Origin of the sequence: Neorhizobium alkalisoli, from assembly GCF_002968635.1 — a bacterium.
Lineage (GTDB): Bacteria > Pseudomonadota > Alphaproteobacteria > Rhizobiales > Rhizobiaceae > Neorhizobium > Neorhizobium alkalisoli.
This window is the reverse complement of the sequence record NZ_PVBN01000009.1, coordinates 248,534-264,329: the sequence shown is the minus strand read 5'-3', so window position 1 is coordinate 264,329 and position 15,796 is coordinate 248,534. Positions and strand designations below refer to the sequence as shown.

The following is a 15,796-nucleotide window of genomic DNA, read 5'->3' as shown; positions in this document are numbered from 1 at the left end:
CCTTGCCCTTGAAGGAGGTATTCTTGACCTTCGTATAAGGCTTGAACCAGTCGATCCGCCGGCCGTGCTTGCCCCAGAACTTGTCCGGATCCTCCACGCTCTCCTCGTACCACTTCTCGTACTTGTCCTGGTCGATAAAGGCGCGGATCCGGACGGCGCGGGGCACAGGGTAAGGATCAAGGGCCATGATCAGCTCCTTTGGTAATTAGCGATGGGGAAACACGATGACGTTGTTTGGCTGGGATTCCGCCGGTACCGCGAAGTCTCCGAGCAGATCCTGCTCGGTTCGAATCGGCGACCGATGAGCCGTATCGCAAAGCGGGGTAACCGCCATGGATACTTCCTCTCGTTCAAAGCGACATGGTTTATCCGAGGGCGTGACCGGCCAATGCGTAGGTTTTTGGCGTTCCACTTGGCCAACTTTCCCGTACGCTGAGCCAGGGGCGGCCGCGAGACATTGTTGTCACGGTATCAAATACGGACAGACCGCAATGGGAGAGGAAATCGGAAAAGGCTCCGCTTTTTTCTCGCGTGTCCAGCCGAAGGAATTCCCCCGTGTGCTCTGCAACATGCAGGCGAATGACGGCAATCGCGTCCGCATCGTTTGCCGCCACCACTGGACCGATGACGTGCCCTCGGCCGAACGGCCGACAAAAGGAAAAGGCCGCGATCTTTCCGTTGCGGGTCAGTCCGAAGCCCCTGGCTGGAAGAAGTCGCGTAAGAAGCGCGGCTCGATCTGCGCCAAAGGCCTCGTTGTCCAACTCTGCAATGGCTGCAAGGTCGGCAGTATCGAGTGGCCGAAGTTCCGTGCCGGATGGAATGTCCACCTCAGGGGGGAGGGAGGCCTCGCCCTGGCACTGGGCCACAACTGACTCCGGCGTGAAGTTCAAAGAGCGATAAAGGCGTCGCGCAGCCCGGGTCGCGTTGAGACCCAGATTCCGGTGAGCAAGTTGAGCGAGCACATGGTCCATCAGCCAATGACCCGTGCCATGGGCTTGCAGGCGCGGTGACGTGATGACGAGCCCAATGGTGGCAAAATGCTCCCCATAAGGGAACCACATAGCGGATCCCATCACGCGCCCGGCTTCGTCCAGCGCTACGACACCTTTGCCGAACTCACGCGCGAATTGCCAGTCGTCTCCCCGGTGGGGCCAGCCGACACCGATCGAGAGCGCGTGTAGCTGCTCAAGATCGGCCGTGTTGATATCGGCGATCCGCATTTCGAAGCTATCGACGAGTTTCGATTTATCAGCGATCACGCGCTTTCTCCGTTGGGTCTCCGGGGCACGCCAGTATCCGCCTCACGCCCCCGATTAGACTATGTGAAACCCGTCGGCAGAAATCGCTGGTGAGTGCGATGCGGACGCAACAATCCACCAAATCCGCCCCGCTTTCGGCATCTAAAGCCTCCCCAGTCGGGCAAACTTCCGGGTGTCTCCTGAAAAGTCAGAGGTCAGAAATGGTTCCTTTCGATAGCCTCATTGAATCCCGCGAGAATACCCCGTCCGAGGTTGTGGCGGTCGTTGCGTGTAAGGCGCCGGGCAGAAACGGCGCAGCCAACTGGTCGACTGCCAAACGAGCAGGAAGGATGCGCTATTCGGACGTCCTTTGCGCGTGCCCTATCGCATCAGTTCCGTAACGCCATCGATGGAGTAGCGACGTCATGCGCGCCGTGGAAATCCTTGATGAACTGGTTGGTCTCCGCACAGTAGTCGGAATGCCCAACGACGCTATCGTGAAATGGATCGGCTCTTACCTGCGGAGCTTTGGTATCGAAGCTCGTGTCCTTCCCGGTCCCGAAGGCGACAGGGCTAATCTCTTTGCCACGATCGGGCCACCCGATGTTCCCGGGTATATTCTCTCCGGCCACATGGATGTCGTTCCGGCAACCGAAGCAGGATGGACGGGTGATCCGTTTGTCTTAAGAGCCGAAGGCGACCGGCTTTATGGCCGCGGCACGAGCGACATGAAGGGGTTTCTGGCCGCGGTCTTCGCGGCCGTGCCGGCACTTGTCGCCAAGCACCTTGACCGGCCGATCCATCTCGCCTGTTCCTATGACGAGGAGGCTGGTTGCCGCGGCGTGCCCCATCTTCTTTCCCGGTTGCCCGATCTCTGCGCGCAGCCGCTCGGAGCGGTGATCGGCGAACCGAGCGGTATGCGGGCTGTTCTCGCCCACAAGGGCAAGGCCGCTGCCCGCGTTGCAATAAAAGGCCGTTCCGGCCACTCCTCCCGGCCCGAACTCGGCCTCAACGCAGTGCATGCGATGGCCGAAGTGCTGCGGGCCGCGGTTTCGGCGGCACAAGATCTGACGCGAGGGCCGTTCGATGCCACGTTCGAGCCTCCCTATTCTTCGCTGCAGGCCGGAACGATCCATGGCGGTCAGGCGATCAACATCATCCCTGATCTGTGTGTTCTCGAACTGGAAGCAAGGGCGATCGCGGGCGTCGATCCAGCCGCGCTGCTCAAACCTGTAAGTGCCGCTGCATATGCTCTTGAGGCAGCCGGTTTCCTGGTCGAATGGGAAGAACTCAGCTCCTATCCCGCTCTTTCGCTTAGTCGCACGGCTCCGCTCGCCGATCTCCTAAAGGATCTCACGGGCGCCGAACCGCTTGCCGCCGTGAGCTATGGGACAGAAGCGGGGCTATATCAACGGGCCGGTGTCGACGCGATCATCTGCGGTCCAGGCGACATTGGTCGCGCCCACAAGCCGAATGAATTCGTGCTCGGAAGCGAACTCGCCGCCTGCCAGGCGATGATAGAGGCGCTCGGCGCACGTTGCCGTGCGTGACCTTCCGAAGGAGCGGAAAACGATGACCTTTCTCTTCAATTCCGATGCCAGCCGGGGCGCCATTTTCCAGGAAGCTTTCGCTCACGAACTGCCCGATCTTCCTTTTTCGATGGACCCGGGAACGGTCGATCCGGATGCGGTGCGCTACCTGCTTACCTGGACAATTCCTGACGACTTGCGTCGTTACCGCAACCTCGAAGTTCTGTTTTCCATCGGCGCCGGGGTCGATCAGTTCCGCATTGCCGACGTGCCGGATCACGTGAAGGTGGTGCGCATGATCGAAGAAGGCATCGTACGCATGATGCAGGAATATGTGGCGCTTGCCGTACTTGCGCTTCACCGCAATCTGCCGACTTATCTCGCCCAGCAGCGCGAACAGGCCTGGTGCCCGCTCCCCCAGATCCAGGCTCCGGAACGCCGCGTCGGGGTGCTCGGCCTCGGCATGCTTGGGCGCGCCGTCCTCGAGCGGCTGGCGCCTTTTGCCTTTCCGCTTTTTGGCTGGAGCCGCTCGCAGCAGGATATCAACGGCGTAAGCTGCTTCGCCGGTGAGGCCGGACTGAAGGCCATGCTGGCGCGAACCGACATTTTAATCTGCCTCCTGCCGCTGACCGGTGAGACGCACGGCTTTCTGAGCGCCGATCTCTTCAACCTCCTGCCGCGAGGAGCGGCGCTCGTCCATACCGGCCGCGGCCCGCAGCTGAACCAACCTGACCTGATTGCGGCCCTGGACGACGGGCGTCTCTCCGGGGCGGTGATCGACGTCACTGATCCGGAGCCCTTGCCGGCCGGCCATCCGTTCTGGAGCCATCCGCGCATCCTGCTGACGCCTCATATAGCCAGCGTCACCCAGCCTCGTACCGCCGCACGCGCCGTCGTCGATAACATCAAGCGGTTGCGTGACGGCCTGGACCCGATCGGCCTCGTCGACCGCGGCCGCGGCTACTGACATTCTCAACCTCGAAAGGAACCCCATGTCGCTTCTCAAGACGATCGAACCGAGCCCCTCCTTCGCACCACGCGAAAACACTCCGCTTCCCGAGCGGCTGATATCGGGCGACCCCAAGTTCAAGACCTGGGCGCAGGACATCGCCCGGGGCGAAATGATCCATACAGGTGTGTGGGAGGCAACCCCGGGCGTCACGCATTCGATCAAGGGCGAGACATTCGAATTCTGCCACATCCTGTCCGGCGTCGTCGAAATCACACCGAAGGACGGCGAGCCGGTTGTTTATAAGGCCGGCGACAGCTTCGTCATGAAACCCGGTTTCGTCGGCGCCTGGAAGACCATTGAAACGGTCCGCAAGATCTACGTTACCGTGATGGCGTGAGCTGAGAGGCGGCGCCGGTGATCTGGCGCCGCCCCCGATCGACCACCGAAGAATAAGCTGCAGCGCGACTGGAAAACAGGTTTTTCCGCTGTCGCCCCCGCTGCCATCGGATCAAGCTTCTTCGGCCGATCCGCTAAGCTCGTTTCAGTGATCCGAGGTATTCCCATGACTTTGAGTTTCGACCCTAACAGCCTGTCGCTTCCTATCGGTCATCTCGTCGGGGATCGTTTGATAGCTGCAGAGGGCGCCATTCCCATGCGCCGGCCTTCTGACGGAAAGGCTTATGCCGACTGCCCCATCGCCGATGCGGACCTCGTCGACCATGCCGTTCAGACGGCAAAAACCGCGCTGAAGACGAGCAACTGGGGCGGTGTTCACCCACGCGAACGCTTGAACGTACTGCATCGATGGGCAGACATCATCGAGCAGGAGGCTTCGGCCCTGGCAAAGCTGGAGGCGCTTTCCTCGACCCGTCCCGTCGGTCAGCTCGTGGAAGGCGACATCGCAATTTCTGCCGAGCAAATTCGTTTCTTCGCCGAGTTTGCCGACAAGGAAGGCAGCGATCTGGTGCCGACGGACGACGGCAATCTGGGCATGATCATGACCGAGCCGTATGGCGTGGTGGGTGCCATCACGCCGTGGAATTTCCCGATATCAATGGCTGCCTGGAAGCTGGGCCCCGCGCTTGCCGCGGGCAATGCCGTGGTGCTGAAGCCTTCGGAAATGACACCCTTTTCGACCGTCTACCTGGCTGAACTTGCGCTTCGCGCCGGGATGCCGGCTGGATTGATCAACGTCGTGCTCGGCGACGGCCCGGTTACAGGCACGGCAATTACCGGCCATCCCGACATTGCCAAGGTCAGTTTTACCGGCTCCACGCAGGCCGGTTCGGCGATCATGGAAAATATCGCCCGCACCGGCGTCAAACCGATGACGCTCGAGCTCGGCGGAAAAAGCCCGCAGCTCGTCTTCGCCGATGCCGATCTCGACCAAGCGGCGGCCACGATAACCGCCGGAATTACAAGCAATGCGGGCCAGGCCTGCGTTGCGGGCTCCCGCCTCATCGTCGAGGAAAGCGCCGCAGCCGCGCTTGTCGAGGCGATTGTAACGCGGATGAAGACGGTCGTTCCGCGCCCGACTTGGGATGCCACGGCACAATTTTCTCCGATCATTTCCGAAAAGCAGCGACAGCGTATCCATTCGATCGTCTCTGCCGCCATTTCAGCCGGCGCAGAGTGCCTGGCCGGCGGTGCCCACATGGACGCGCCAGGCTATTTCTACGCGCCGACCCTCATAGCCGGCATCGATCAAAACTCGCCTAGCCTGACGGAAGAAATTTTCGGGCCGGTGCTGACGCTTCAGACATTTCGCGACGAAGACGAGGCCCTCTCGCTGGCGGACCATCCGACCTATGGCCTCGCCGCGGGGCTCTTCACCCGAGATCTTTCCCGCGCGATCCGGCTCACGCGCCGCCTTCAGGCGGGGACGATCTGGGTCAACCGCTACGGCCGTTCACGCGATCACATCCTCCCGACGGGAGGCTACAAACAGTCGGGCATCGGCAAGGATCTCGGTCGCGAAGCCTTTCATGCCAACCGCAAGAGCAAGAGCGTCTTGATCAGACTTTGAGAGGACGACATGTCGATGACAACCCATAGAATAGCCCTCATCCCCGGCGACGGCATCGGGCCTCAGGTGATCGCTGCGGCTTGGGCGGTATTGCAAAAAGCGGCAGACAAGGCCGGCTTTAAGCTTCTAGGCACCGAATTTCCCTGGTCTTGTGCTTTCTACAAGGAGACCGGGTCGATGATGCCCGCCGACGGCATCGAAACATTGCGCGGCTTCGACGCCATTCTGCTTGGCGCCGTGGGCTGGCCAGCAGAAGTGCCCGATTCCGTATCACTTCACGGGCTGCTCCTGCCAATCCGAAAGGCGTTCGTCCAATATGCCAATATCCGCCCCCATCGTCTGCTTCCGGGCGTCCAAGGACCGCTGAAAGCCGAACGCTTCGACATCCTTTGCATTCGCGAGAACACCGAGGGTGAATATTCCGGCGCGGGCGGTCGGGTCCACCAAGGGACTGCGGACGAAGTGGCTGTCGAGACCTCGATCTTCACCCGCACGGGGGTGGAGCGCATCCTGCGCTTCGGCTTCGAACAGGCACGCGCCAGACGCGGCAAACTCGCCTCGGTCACCAAGTCGAATGCACAGAAATATTCGATGGTCTTCTGGGACGAGATAACGCGGCATCTGGCTTCCGAATATCCGGAGGTCGAGGTCACCAGCTACCATATCGACGCCATGGCAGCCCGCATGGTGATGGCACCGGAAACACTCGACGTAGTCGTCGCATCCAATCTGTTCGGCGACATCCTTACCGATCTCGGCGCCGCCACCCAGGGCGGCCTCGGCTTTGCCGCGTCGGCCAACATCAATCCCGCGCGTGATGCGCCGTCGATGTTCGAACCAGTGCATGGGTCTGCTCCCGACATCGCCCATCTCGGCATCGCCAATCCGATCGCCACCATCTGGTCCGGCGCCATGATGCTCGAACATCTCGGCGAGAAAAATGCCGCCGACGCGATCATGGCGGCGGTCGAACAGGCAACGACCAGCGGAATCGGCACGGTTCCGGGCAAAGACAAGACGGAAGCCATCACCGCGGCCATTCTCGCGGCGCTTTAATTTACTTCTATCGAGGACAGGACATGCTGACATTGAAGGAACCGGACCTCTTCCGGCAACAGGCATTGGTGGACGGCAGATGGATCGCTGCCGAAACCGGCAAGACGGTCGAGGTCATCGATCCCGCGACCCAGGTTGTCATCGGGCTGGTGCCCGACATGGGCATCGCCGAAACGCGAGCCGCGATCGAAGCGGCCGAAGCGGCCTATGCGCCGTGGAAGAAGAAGACCCATGCAGAGCGCGCCGTTCTTCTGGAAGCATGGCACGCATTGATGCTCGAGCATATCGACGACCTGGCTCTGATCCTCACGACGGAACAGGGCAAGCCGCTCGAGGAAGCCCGCAATGAGATTCGTTATGGCGCTTCCTTCGTCAAATGGTTCGCCGAGGAAGCCCGTCGCATCGGCGGACACACGATCCCCTCGCCGACCCCCGACCGACGGATCGTCGTATTGAAGGAGCCTGTCGGCGTCTGCGGCATCATCACCCCGTGGAACTTCCCCAACGCGATGATCACCCGCAAGGTGGCGCCGGCGCTTGCCGCCGGCTGTACGGTCGTCATCAAGCCTTCGGAATTCACGCCGTATTCGGCGTTGGCGATCGGATGGCTTGCCGAAAAGGCCGGGATACCGGCAGGCGTTGTCAACATCGTCACCGGCATGCCGGCCGAGATCGGTAACGAGATCATGGCCAACGAGACGGTCCGCAAGATTTCCTTCACCGGTTCCACTCGCGTCGGGTCTCTGCTGATGCGAGGTGCTGCCGACAGCGTCAAGCGGCTTTCCCTCGAACTCGGCGGTAATGCGCCATTCATCGTTTTTGAGGACGCCGATCTTGACGCCGCCGTCGAAGGGGCCATTGCCTCCAAGTTCCGCAACGGCGGCCAGACCTGTGTCTGCGCCAATCGGATCCTCGTCCAGGCCGGCGTCTACGATGCCTTCGCCGGCAAGCTTGCCGCTCGGGTCGACGCCATGAAAGTGGGACCAGGGACACAAGCCGGTATTTCGATCGGGCCGATGATCAATGAAGCTGCGATCGAAAAGATCAACCGCCACGTCGAGGACGCCGTGGCCAAGGGTGCGAAGATCGTCACCACAAAAACGGATCTGCCGATCGGCCGGCAATACACAGCGCCAATCGTGTTGACCGGCGCCACGACGCAGATGCAGCTTGCCAGCGAGGAAACGTTCGGACCGGTTGCGCCGCTGTTCCGCTTCGACGCCGAGGAAGAGGCGGTTGCAATCGCAAACAGCACTCCCTACGGGCTGGCAGCCTATTTTTACACCGAAAGCCTCAAGCGGGCCTGGCGCGTCGGCGAGGCGCTCGAATTCGGCATGGTCGGGCTGAATACCGGTGCTATCTCGACGGAAGTCGCTCCATTTGGCGGCGTCAAGCAGTCGGGGCTTGGGCGTGAAGGCGCTCAGGCGGGCATCGAGGAATATCTGGAAATGAAGTCTTTCCACATCGGCGGCCTCGCCTGACCAACATCCTGCCTGCGATCCCCACAAACGAAGAGCTGCCGTAGCGGCCCTTTATCCTGTGCGGCCAGCATTATTGTGGTGCAAGTCCGATCGTAAGCCGCTCATGGCGAGCGAAGAAGAGCGCAACTGCGGAAGAGCGGCCGACCTTGGGGAGGAGGCGCGGGTGGATCCGGCGATCGTGCAGTGAACACTGGAGGCCCGGTCGAACGGCGGGGGCGTCTTGGTCCTCGAACCATCCGGGGCAGACCCACCTGCCACGTCATGGGGCAGGGTACGATCGTCTGCGATGGCCCTATGCGGATTTTGAGATCAGGGGGCGGTCACCGCCCTACTGAATCCTGTCGAGGATTTTGTAATAGAGCCCCACAAGGGGAAGGAACCACGGTTTGCCGAAGTGCCCGGGAACGGCGGGCCACTCCAGCCCCTTGAGCGGGTTATGGTCAGGGCGCCCGAGAATTGCGTCAGCGATCGTCATTCCGAGATGGGTCGATAGCTGCGCGCCATGGCCGGAATACCCCATCGCATACCAGGCGCCATCCTGATAACCCGCGCGCGGGAAACGATCCTTGGTCATGTCCACCAGTCCGCCCCAGCAATAATCGATTTCGACATCCGCAAGCTGTGGGAAAATCCGGCGCAGGCTTTCACGCAGGACTGCACCGCTCCTTTCATCAGATCGCTGATCGGAGGTGGCCGAGAACCTGGCTCGTCCGCCGAAGATCAGCCGGTTGTCGGGCGCCAGACGCCAATAGTTGCCGATGTTCATAGAGTTTACGCAGGTGCGGTTGCCGGGCATGGTCGTCGCGATTTCCGTATCCGTCAGCGGCCGCGTGGCGATGATGAAGCTTCCGACCGGGATGATGCGGCGGCGGAAATAACTGAAATTCGAGGTCGTATAGGCCCCGGTCGCGATCAGCACCTGATCAGCGGTCACGGCACCCTTTTTGGTCTTCAGCACGTGTTTGCCGTCGGCTTGACGGTGTTCGGTGACGACCGCCTTCTCGATGATGGTTGCACCATGGCGTTTGGCGGCATCCGCCAACCCGACGACGTAGCGGCCCATATGCATCATCGCACTCTTCTTCGACAGCATCGCGCCGTGGAAGGGTGAGCCTACCTCGCTCTTCAGATCATCGGCGGTCAGGAGGGCTGTGTCCGGATCGACCTCCCTGTGCACAGCCTCGAAATTGCGGGCAATGGCATCGTAGTGCTGCGGCTTGGAGGCGAGCTTCAGCTTCCCAGCGCGGCGGAAATTGCAGTCTATGCCTTCCTCGACGATGAGCGCCTCGATCGTGTCGACGGAGGCGTCAAATGCTTTATAGAGGGCAACGGCCCGCTCTACGCCGATTTCACTCTTGGCAGCAATGTAGCTATGGGCGAGCCCATTGTTGAGATGGCCTCCATTCCGGCCGGATGCACCGGAGCCCACGCGCTCCGCCTCCAGCACGATCACCTTGGCCCCTGCCTTGGCAAGCTGTCGTGCCGCGGCAAGCCCGGTGAACCCGCCGCCGATCACGGCGACGTCGTAATGGCCCTCGATGAGGCCGTCGGCACCACCGGAAAATTGAGGAGCTGTGTCGTGCCAGTAGGAGAGAAACCTCATCGCCAAGGCCCCATCAAAGCCCGACGACGCCGTGCAGGCCCGATATGTCGGCGATCTCGACATAGCCGTAATAGGGATTCGCCGGCTCGTGGCGGCGATTGACCCAGACCTTGTTCTTGATGCCAAGATCATGAGCAGACATGAGATCGTAGCGGAAGGAGGAGGAGCAATGCAGGATGTCTTCCGGCCCGCAACCCAGCATGTCAAACATATATTCGAAGGCCCGGAAACGCGGCTTATAGGCCTGTGCCTGTTCGGCTGTGTAGACGGCATAAAATGGCGCGCCAAGCTTTTCGACGTTGGACATGATCTGTGAGTTCATCGCATTCGAGAGAATGACGAGCGGGATTTCCTTGGCGACCTTTGCGAGACCGGCCGGAACGTCCGCATGCGGCCCCCATGTGGGCACGCGCTCATAGACCATCTTCGCGTCCTCATCCTTGAAGGCAATACCATTGCGCCGGCAGGCGCGGGCCAGCGAATGGTGGACCACATCCGCATAAGGCTTCCAGTCGCCCATGATCTCGTCGAGCCGATAGGCCGCGAAATTCTTGATGAATTCAAGCATCTTCGGCTCATCCATGCGGTCGGCATAGAGATCGCGTGCAGCTTCGGCCATCTGGAAATTCGTCAGAGTACCGTAGCAGTCGAAGGTGATGTATTTCGGGCGAAAGGTGGTCATGCGCTTTGTCCTTCTTTGGCGGGCCGCAGAGTCGGTCGGGTGATGCTTCAATAATAATAGGCCCGGCTCCGGCACCTCAGACGACTGATTTGTATCCGTTGGAAGCAGAAAGTTCCGTATTACACACCGGCTTTGGCATTTGGTTGCGGAAACAGCAGGCTCTGATTGGGCCAAGGCTGCAACTGGCTGGTCTCCTTTTGAGAGCCACAGCACAAGATGCGGCGAGTGCACCCGGTTATGGCAAGATATGTCGCGGCCGGACCCGCCTTCAGATGATCGTCCGCACCGGGAGGACTAACATCTGTGGCAGCAAAAGAGGATCTGCCGATGGAGATCACGGAAACTAATCTTGAGCCGTTCCGGTCCCACCATCTCGATGACGCCCTGCGGTTGTCCCGTCAAGCGGGCTGGCCGCATCGACGGGAAGACTGGGAACTGGCGCTGACGCTCAGTAAAGGCCTTATCGTTACCGATAACCTTGGAAAAATCGTCGGGACGATCTTGGTCACATCTTATGAACGCGATTGCGCCACGATCAACATGGTCATCGTCGATGAGAAAATGCGGGGCCGAGGGCTCGGGCGCCGGCTTATGGATGGTGCCCTGGAATTAGCCGGCAACCGGCCTCTGCGCTTGATTGCCACGCCCGACGGATTGCCGCTCTACGAAAAGCTGGGCTTTCGGGAAACCGGAGCCATCCTCCAGCACCAGGGCGTCGCCGGTGACGTACCCGCGCCCGGCACCACGGAGACAGCGACAACCGGTGACATCCCGGCGATCGCTACTCTTGACAGGGCGGCCTTTGGCGCGGGCCGTCAAAACCTGATCGCTCGCCTTGCCGACGCAGGCCAATTCGCGGTCATACATCGCAACGGCGGGATCGCCGGCTTTGCCGCCATTCGCGCGTTCGGCCGGGGAGACGTCATCGGCCCGGTCGTGGCTCCGAGCCTGGAAGATGCCAAAACGCTCATCGCGCATTTTGTGAGCCGCCGCCGGGGCAAATTTCTTCGGATCGATACCGGTGCCGAGACAGGCCTTGCCGCTTGGCTGACGGACCAAGGCCTTGTCCATGTCGGCGGTGGCATCGCCATGGCTCGCCCCCCAATCTTCCATCCCGCCACATCGACCGCGACCACTTTTGCTCTCGCCAACCAGGCCCTCGGCTGATCCGGAGACGATTATGTACAGCAACTCTCTCATCGAACTCGATCGTGCCCATCTGGTGCATCCAGTCGCCTCCTATCGCGGTCACGAGCAACAGGGTGTGCGGGTTCTCGCCTCGGCGAAGGGCGCGACGGTCACGGATGCGTCCGGGCATCAGCTGATCGACGGCTTTGCCGGCCTATGGTGCGTCAATGCCGGTTATGGCCATGAATCGATCGTCGAGGCGGCAACACGGCAGCTTCGTGAACTGCCCTATGCCACGGCCTATTTCGGGCTCGGCTCGGAACCCGCCATCCGTCTTGCGGCCGAACTTGCCGACCGCGCACCGGGAGACCTCAACCATATCTATTTCACCCTCGGCGGCTCCGACGCGATCGACAGCACGATCCGCTTCATCCGCTACTACTGGATCTCCCGGGGTGAGCCGTTGCGCGACCAATTCATTTCCATCGAGCAGGGCTACCACGGATCCTCAACCGTCGGCGCAGGTCTGACCGCGCTTCCCAATTTTCATGCCGGTTTCGGCATCCCGTTCGACTGGCAACACAAGATTCCCTCCCCCTATCCCTATCGCAATCCGGTCGGTGAGGATCCGCAAGCGATCATCGACGCATCTCTGGCGGCCTTGCGAGCCAAGGTCGAGGCTATCGGTCCAAACCGGGTCGCAGCCTTTTATGCCGAGCCGATCCAGGGCTCCGGCGGCGTCATCGTGCCGCCCAAGGGCTGGATGAAGGCGATGCGAGATCTTTGCCGCGAGCTGGACATCCTTTTCGTTGCCGACGAGGTCATTACCGGCTTCGGGCGCACCGGCCCGCTATTTGCCTGCACCGACGACGACATCGTTCCCGATTTCATGACGACAGCCAAGGGTCTCACCTCCGGCTATGTGCCGATGGGTGCCGTTTTCATGGCGGACCATGTCTATCAGGTCATTGCCGATGGCGCGGGAGCTTCCGCGGTCGGCCACGGCTATACCTATTCCGCACATCCGGTCAGCGCGGCGGTGGGTCTCGAAGTCCTGAAGCTCTACGAAAACGGCCTGCTGGAGAACGGCGTCAGAGCCGGCGCCCGGCTGATGGTGGGCCTCGAGGCGCTGAAGGATCATCCCCTGGTGGGCGACGTTCGCGGCCGCGGCATGCTGGCGGCGATCGAACTGGTGGTAGACAAGGCCGCAAAGACGCCGCTTCCCGCCGAAGCGCAGCCGGCCCGCCGCATCTTCGACCGCGCCTGGGGCAACGGCCTTGTGATCCGCGCCTTTGCGAACGGCATCATGGGTTATGCTCCTCCGCTTTGCTGCACGGATCAGGATATCGATGCGATTGTCGAACGGACCGCAGCCACGCTCGACCAGACTCTGGAAGATCCCGATGTTCGCCGGGCGCTGAAGGGCTAGCCCGCCCGATCTAATGCATCGCCAAATAGCGCTGAGAATAGATATTCAGAATTTTGTGCCGTGCCACGCAGCAGATTCGGCGCAAACGGTGCGACGGAGATGCCAAACTCGATAAGTGCAAAGGCCCGATGCTTTTACAGTAAAGGGGCCCCAAAAGAACCGGGGAAACACCGGTGGGAACAACATAAAACGCTTCAAACCGCGCCAACTGGCCGCGGCAGGGCCGAAAAACTGGGAATTTGAAAATGACCAAGTCTCTGCTCCAGTTTCAATACATGAGCTTCGACGTCGTCGGAACCCTGATCGATTTCGAAGGCGGGCTGAAGTCCTGCCTTCAGGAAATTGCAGCCGAAGCCGGCGTGACCATCGACGGGGAAGAAGCGCTGAGCCTCTATCGCGCCGCCCGCTATTCCGACGATGCCGATCTTTTCCCCGATGACCTGGTACGGGTTTATCTCGCCATATCGCCAAAGCTCGGTCTGCCGGTGGACAAAAAATATGGCGAGCGCCTGCGCGATTCGGCCAAGAGCTGGAAAGCTTTCCCGGACAGCGCCGAGGCCATGGCAAGGCTTGCCCAAGACTACCGCCTGATTGCCATGACGAATGCCCGCCGCTGGGCTTTCGAACATTTCTCGGCGGAGCTCGGCAATCCGTTTCATGCCGCTTTTACCGTCGACGATACCCGTACCGAAAAGCCGGACCCGGCCTTCTTCCGTCAGGTCTTCGAATTCGTGGCCGGCGAGGGCGCATCCGAAGGCGACATCCTGCACGTTGCGCAGAGCCAATATCACGACATCGGCGTCTCGCGGGAATTGGGAATGACCAATTGCTGGATTGAACGACGCCATGCCCAAAAGGGGTATGGCGGCACCATCGAACCCGCCAAGTTCACGGAGCCGGACTACCACTTTACCTCCATCGCAGGCCTTGCCGAAGCCGTAGCCGCAGCGCGGAGCTGAACCACACCAATCACACCGGGCCAAGCCTGCTCAAGACCGGCAGCCCTCAACCAACGAAAAAGGGGAATGACATGAGCGACAAGATCACCAATTGGACCGCGTCAGACGACGTCATGGTCGAAAATGCCATTCGCCGCGGAGCCACCCGTCGCGAACTTCTTCACATGCTGCTGGCGGGCGGCGTAGCGATGTCCGCCGGGGGCTTCCTTCTTGGGCGCGCCTCGGATGCTGCCGCCGCGGCGCCGAAATCCGGTGGTCATCTGAAAGCGGCAGGCTGGTCGTCGTCGACGGCCGACACGCTGGATCCGGCCAAGGCATCGCTGTCGACGGACTATGTCCGTTGCTGCGCGCTCTATAACCGCCTGACATTCATCGACAAGAGCGGTCTTACCAAGATGGAATTGGCGGAAAGCGTCGAAAGCGCGGATGCCAAAGTTTGGACGGTTAAACTGCGCTCCGGCGTCACTTTCCATGACGGTAAGACGTTGAGTTCGAACGACGTCGTATATTCGCTCAAGAGGCACCTCGACCCCAATGTCGGCTCCAAGGTCAATTCGATTGCCAAGCAGATCACCGACGTCAAGGCGGTTGATCCCCTGACGGTGGCCATCACGCTGGCAAATCCCAATGCCGACCTTCCGACAATCCTTGCGATGCACCATTTCATGATCGTTCAGGATGGTACAACCGATTTCTCCAAGGGCATCGGCACCGGCGCCTTCAAGCTCGAAACCTTCGAGCCGGGAGTGAAGTCGATCGCCGTCAAGAACCCCAACTACTTCAAGGCCCAGGGAGCGCATCTCGACTCGTTCGAATATTTCGCCATCAGCGACGACAATGCCCGTGTCAATGCGTTGCTGTCGGGTGACATTCAACTCGCAGCATCGATCAAGCCTCGCTCGATGAAGCTGGTGGAAAGCCAGCCCGGGTTCGTGCTGTCGCAGACGACGTCAGGTAATTACACCAACCTGAACATGCGGCTGGATCTGGAGCCCGGCAACAAGGCGGATTTCGTCGCCGGCATGAAGTATCTGATTAATCGCGAGCAGATTCGGAAATCCGTCATGCGTGGCTTGGCGGAGGTCGCCAATGATCAACCGGTCTCACCGGCAAGCATCTACTACAATCAGGAGCTGAAGCCGAAGGCTTTCGATCCTGAAAAGGCAAAGTTCCACTTCAACAAGGCCGGCTTGGTTGGTCAGTCGATTCCGATCGTCGCATCGGATGCCGCCACGGCTTCGGTTGATATGGCCACTGTCCTGCAGCAGGCCGGCGCGGAAGTCGGAATGAAGTTCGACGTGCAGCGGGTTCCGTCCGACGGCTATTGGTCAAACTATTGGCTAAAGGCACCAGTCCACTTCGGCAATATCAATCCGCGCCCGACGCCCGACATCCTGTTCTCGCTGCTGTATGCGTCCGACGCTCCTTGGAACGAAAGCCAGTACAAGTCGGCGAAATTCGACAAGATGCTGGTCGAGGCACGCGGCCTTCTGGATGAGGGCAAGCGGAAGCAAATCTACGGTGAAATGCAGATCATGATCGCCGAAGAGGCAGGTACGGTGATTCCCGTTTACCTGTCTAACGTCGACGCCATTTCGGCCAAGCTCAAGGGCCTCGAAGCAAGCCCGCTGGGTGGTCAGATGGGCTATGCTTTTGCCGAATACGTCTGGCTCGACGCCTGACGACCCTGCGCGGGAAGGTTTTTCCTCCGGC

15 protein-coding genes are annotated in these 15,796 nt (G+C 60.6%); 10 read left to right on the top strand and 5 right to left on the bottom strand.

The window, feature by feature from the left end:
- From C5L13_RS20055 to C5L13_RS20050, 3 genes are all read right to left on the bottom strand, one after another.
- The coding region (locus tag C5L13_RS20055) for an acetyl-coenzyme A synthetase N-terminal domain-containing protein (protein ID WP_158693482.1) at positions 1-187 on the bottom strand (187 nt) is incomplete at its 3' end.
- Positions 188-205: 18 nt separating this feature from the next.
- On the bottom strand, positions 206-334 hold the full coding sequence (locus C5L13_RS29485; protein WP_280952634.1) for a hypothetical protein: 129 nt from the start codon (positions 332-334) through the stop codon (positions 206-208).
- A 31-nt stretch (positions 335-365) separates the two neighbouring features.
- Entirely contained in the window at positions 366-1,220 is an 855-nt protein-coding gene (locus C5L13_RS20050; RefSeq protein WP_105385052.1) for a GNAT family N-acetyltransferase, read from the bottom strand.
- Between the two features lie 443 nt (positions 1,221-1,663).
- Here C5L13_RS20050 and argE point away from each other — a divergent pair, with 443 nt between their 5' ends.
- The 6 genes from argE to C5L13_RS20020 all read left to right on the top strand — a co-directional run bounded on the left by argE (position 1,664) and on the right by C5L13_RS20020 (position 8,282).
- Positions 1,664-2,788 (top strand): acetylornithine deacetylase, encoded by a 1,125-nt coding sequence (gene argE / locus C5L13_RS20045; RefSeq protein WP_105385026.1) that lies wholly within the window; start codon positions 1,664-1,666, stop codon positions 2,786-2,788.
- A gap of 22 nt (positions 2,789-2,810) precedes the next feature.
- Entirely contained in the window at positions 2,811-3,734 is a 924-nt protein-coding gene (locus tag C5L13_RS20040) for a 2-hydroxyacid dehydrogenase (protein ID WP_105385025.1), read from the top strand.
- 25 nt (positions 3,735-3,759) lie between these two features.
- Positions 3,760-4,116: a cupin domain-containing protein gene (locus C5L13_RS20035; protein WP_105385024.1), complete on the top strand. Its 357-nt coding sequence runs from the start codon at positions 3,760-3,762 to the stop codon at positions 4,114-4,116.
- A 165-nt stretch (positions 4,117-4,281) separates the two neighbouring features.
- On the top strand, positions 4,282-5,745 hold the full coding sequence (locus C5L13_RS20030) for an aldehyde dehydrogenase family protein (RefSeq protein ID WP_105385023.1): 1,464 nt from the start codon (positions 4,282-4,284) through the stop codon (positions 5,743-5,745).
- Positions 5,746-5,760: 15 nt separating this feature from the next.
- Positions 5,761-6,801, top strand: coding sequence for a tartrate dehydrogenase (locus C5L13_RS20025; protein ID WP_105385051.1), 1,041 nt, complete (start codon positions 5,761-5,763; stop codon positions 6,799-6,801).
- 23 nt (positions 6,802-6,824) lie between these two features.
- Complete coding sequence (locus C5L13_RS20020) at positions 6,825-8,282, top strand: NAD-dependent succinate-semialdehyde dehydrogenase (RefSeq protein ID WP_105385022.1); 1,458 nt, start codon at positions 6,825-6,827, stop codon at positions 8,280-8,282.
- A 328-nt stretch (positions 8,283-8,610) separates the two neighbouring features.
- On the opposite strand, the gene C5L13_RS20015 is transcribed toward C5L13_RS20020, so the two are convergent.
- Entirely contained in the window at positions 8,611-9,885 is a 1,275-nt protein-coding gene (locus tag C5L13_RS20015; protein ID WP_105385021.1) for an NAD(P)/FAD-dependent oxidoreductase, read from the bottom strand.
- A 13-nt stretch (positions 9,886-9,898) separates the two neighbouring features.
- Entirely contained in the window at positions 9,899-10,567 is a 669-nt protein-coding gene (locus tag C5L13_RS20010) for a haloacid dehalogenase type II (protein WP_105385020.1), read from the bottom strand.
- A 327-nt stretch (positions 10,568-10,894) separates the two neighbouring features.
- Between C5L13_RS20010 and C5L13_RS20005 the strand changes: the two genes are divergently transcribed.
- From C5L13_RS20005 to C5L13_RS19990, 4 genes are all read left to right on the top strand, one after another.
- The gene (locus C5L13_RS20005; protein ID WP_105385050.1) at positions 10,895-11,734 is read left to right on the top strand and encodes a GNAT family N-acetyltransferase; all 840 of its coding nucleotides are present in this window, start codon (positions 10,895-10,897) and stop codon (positions 11,732-11,734) included.
- Positions 11,735-11,747: 13 nt separating this feature from the next.
- Positions 11,748-13,124 (top strand): aspartate aminotransferase family protein, encoded by a 1,377-nt coding sequence (locus tag C5L13_RS20000; protein WP_105385019.1) that lies wholly within the window; start codon positions 11,748-11,750, stop codon positions 13,122-13,124.
- Positions 13,125-13,369: 245 nt separating this feature from the next.
- The gene (locus C5L13_RS19995) at positions 13,370-14,083 is read left to right on the top strand and encodes an HAD-IA family hydrolase (RefSeq protein WP_105385018.1); all 714 of its coding nucleotides are present in this window, start codon (positions 13,370-13,372) and stop codon (positions 14,081-14,083) included.
- 71 nt (positions 14,084-14,154) lie between these two features.
- A complete protein-coding gene (locus tag C5L13_RS19990; protein ID WP_105385017.1) occupies positions 14,155-15,765 on the top strand; it encodes an ABC transporter substrate-binding protein in 1,611 nt (536 codons plus the stop codon).
- Positions 15,766-15,796: the final 31 nt, after the last annotated feature.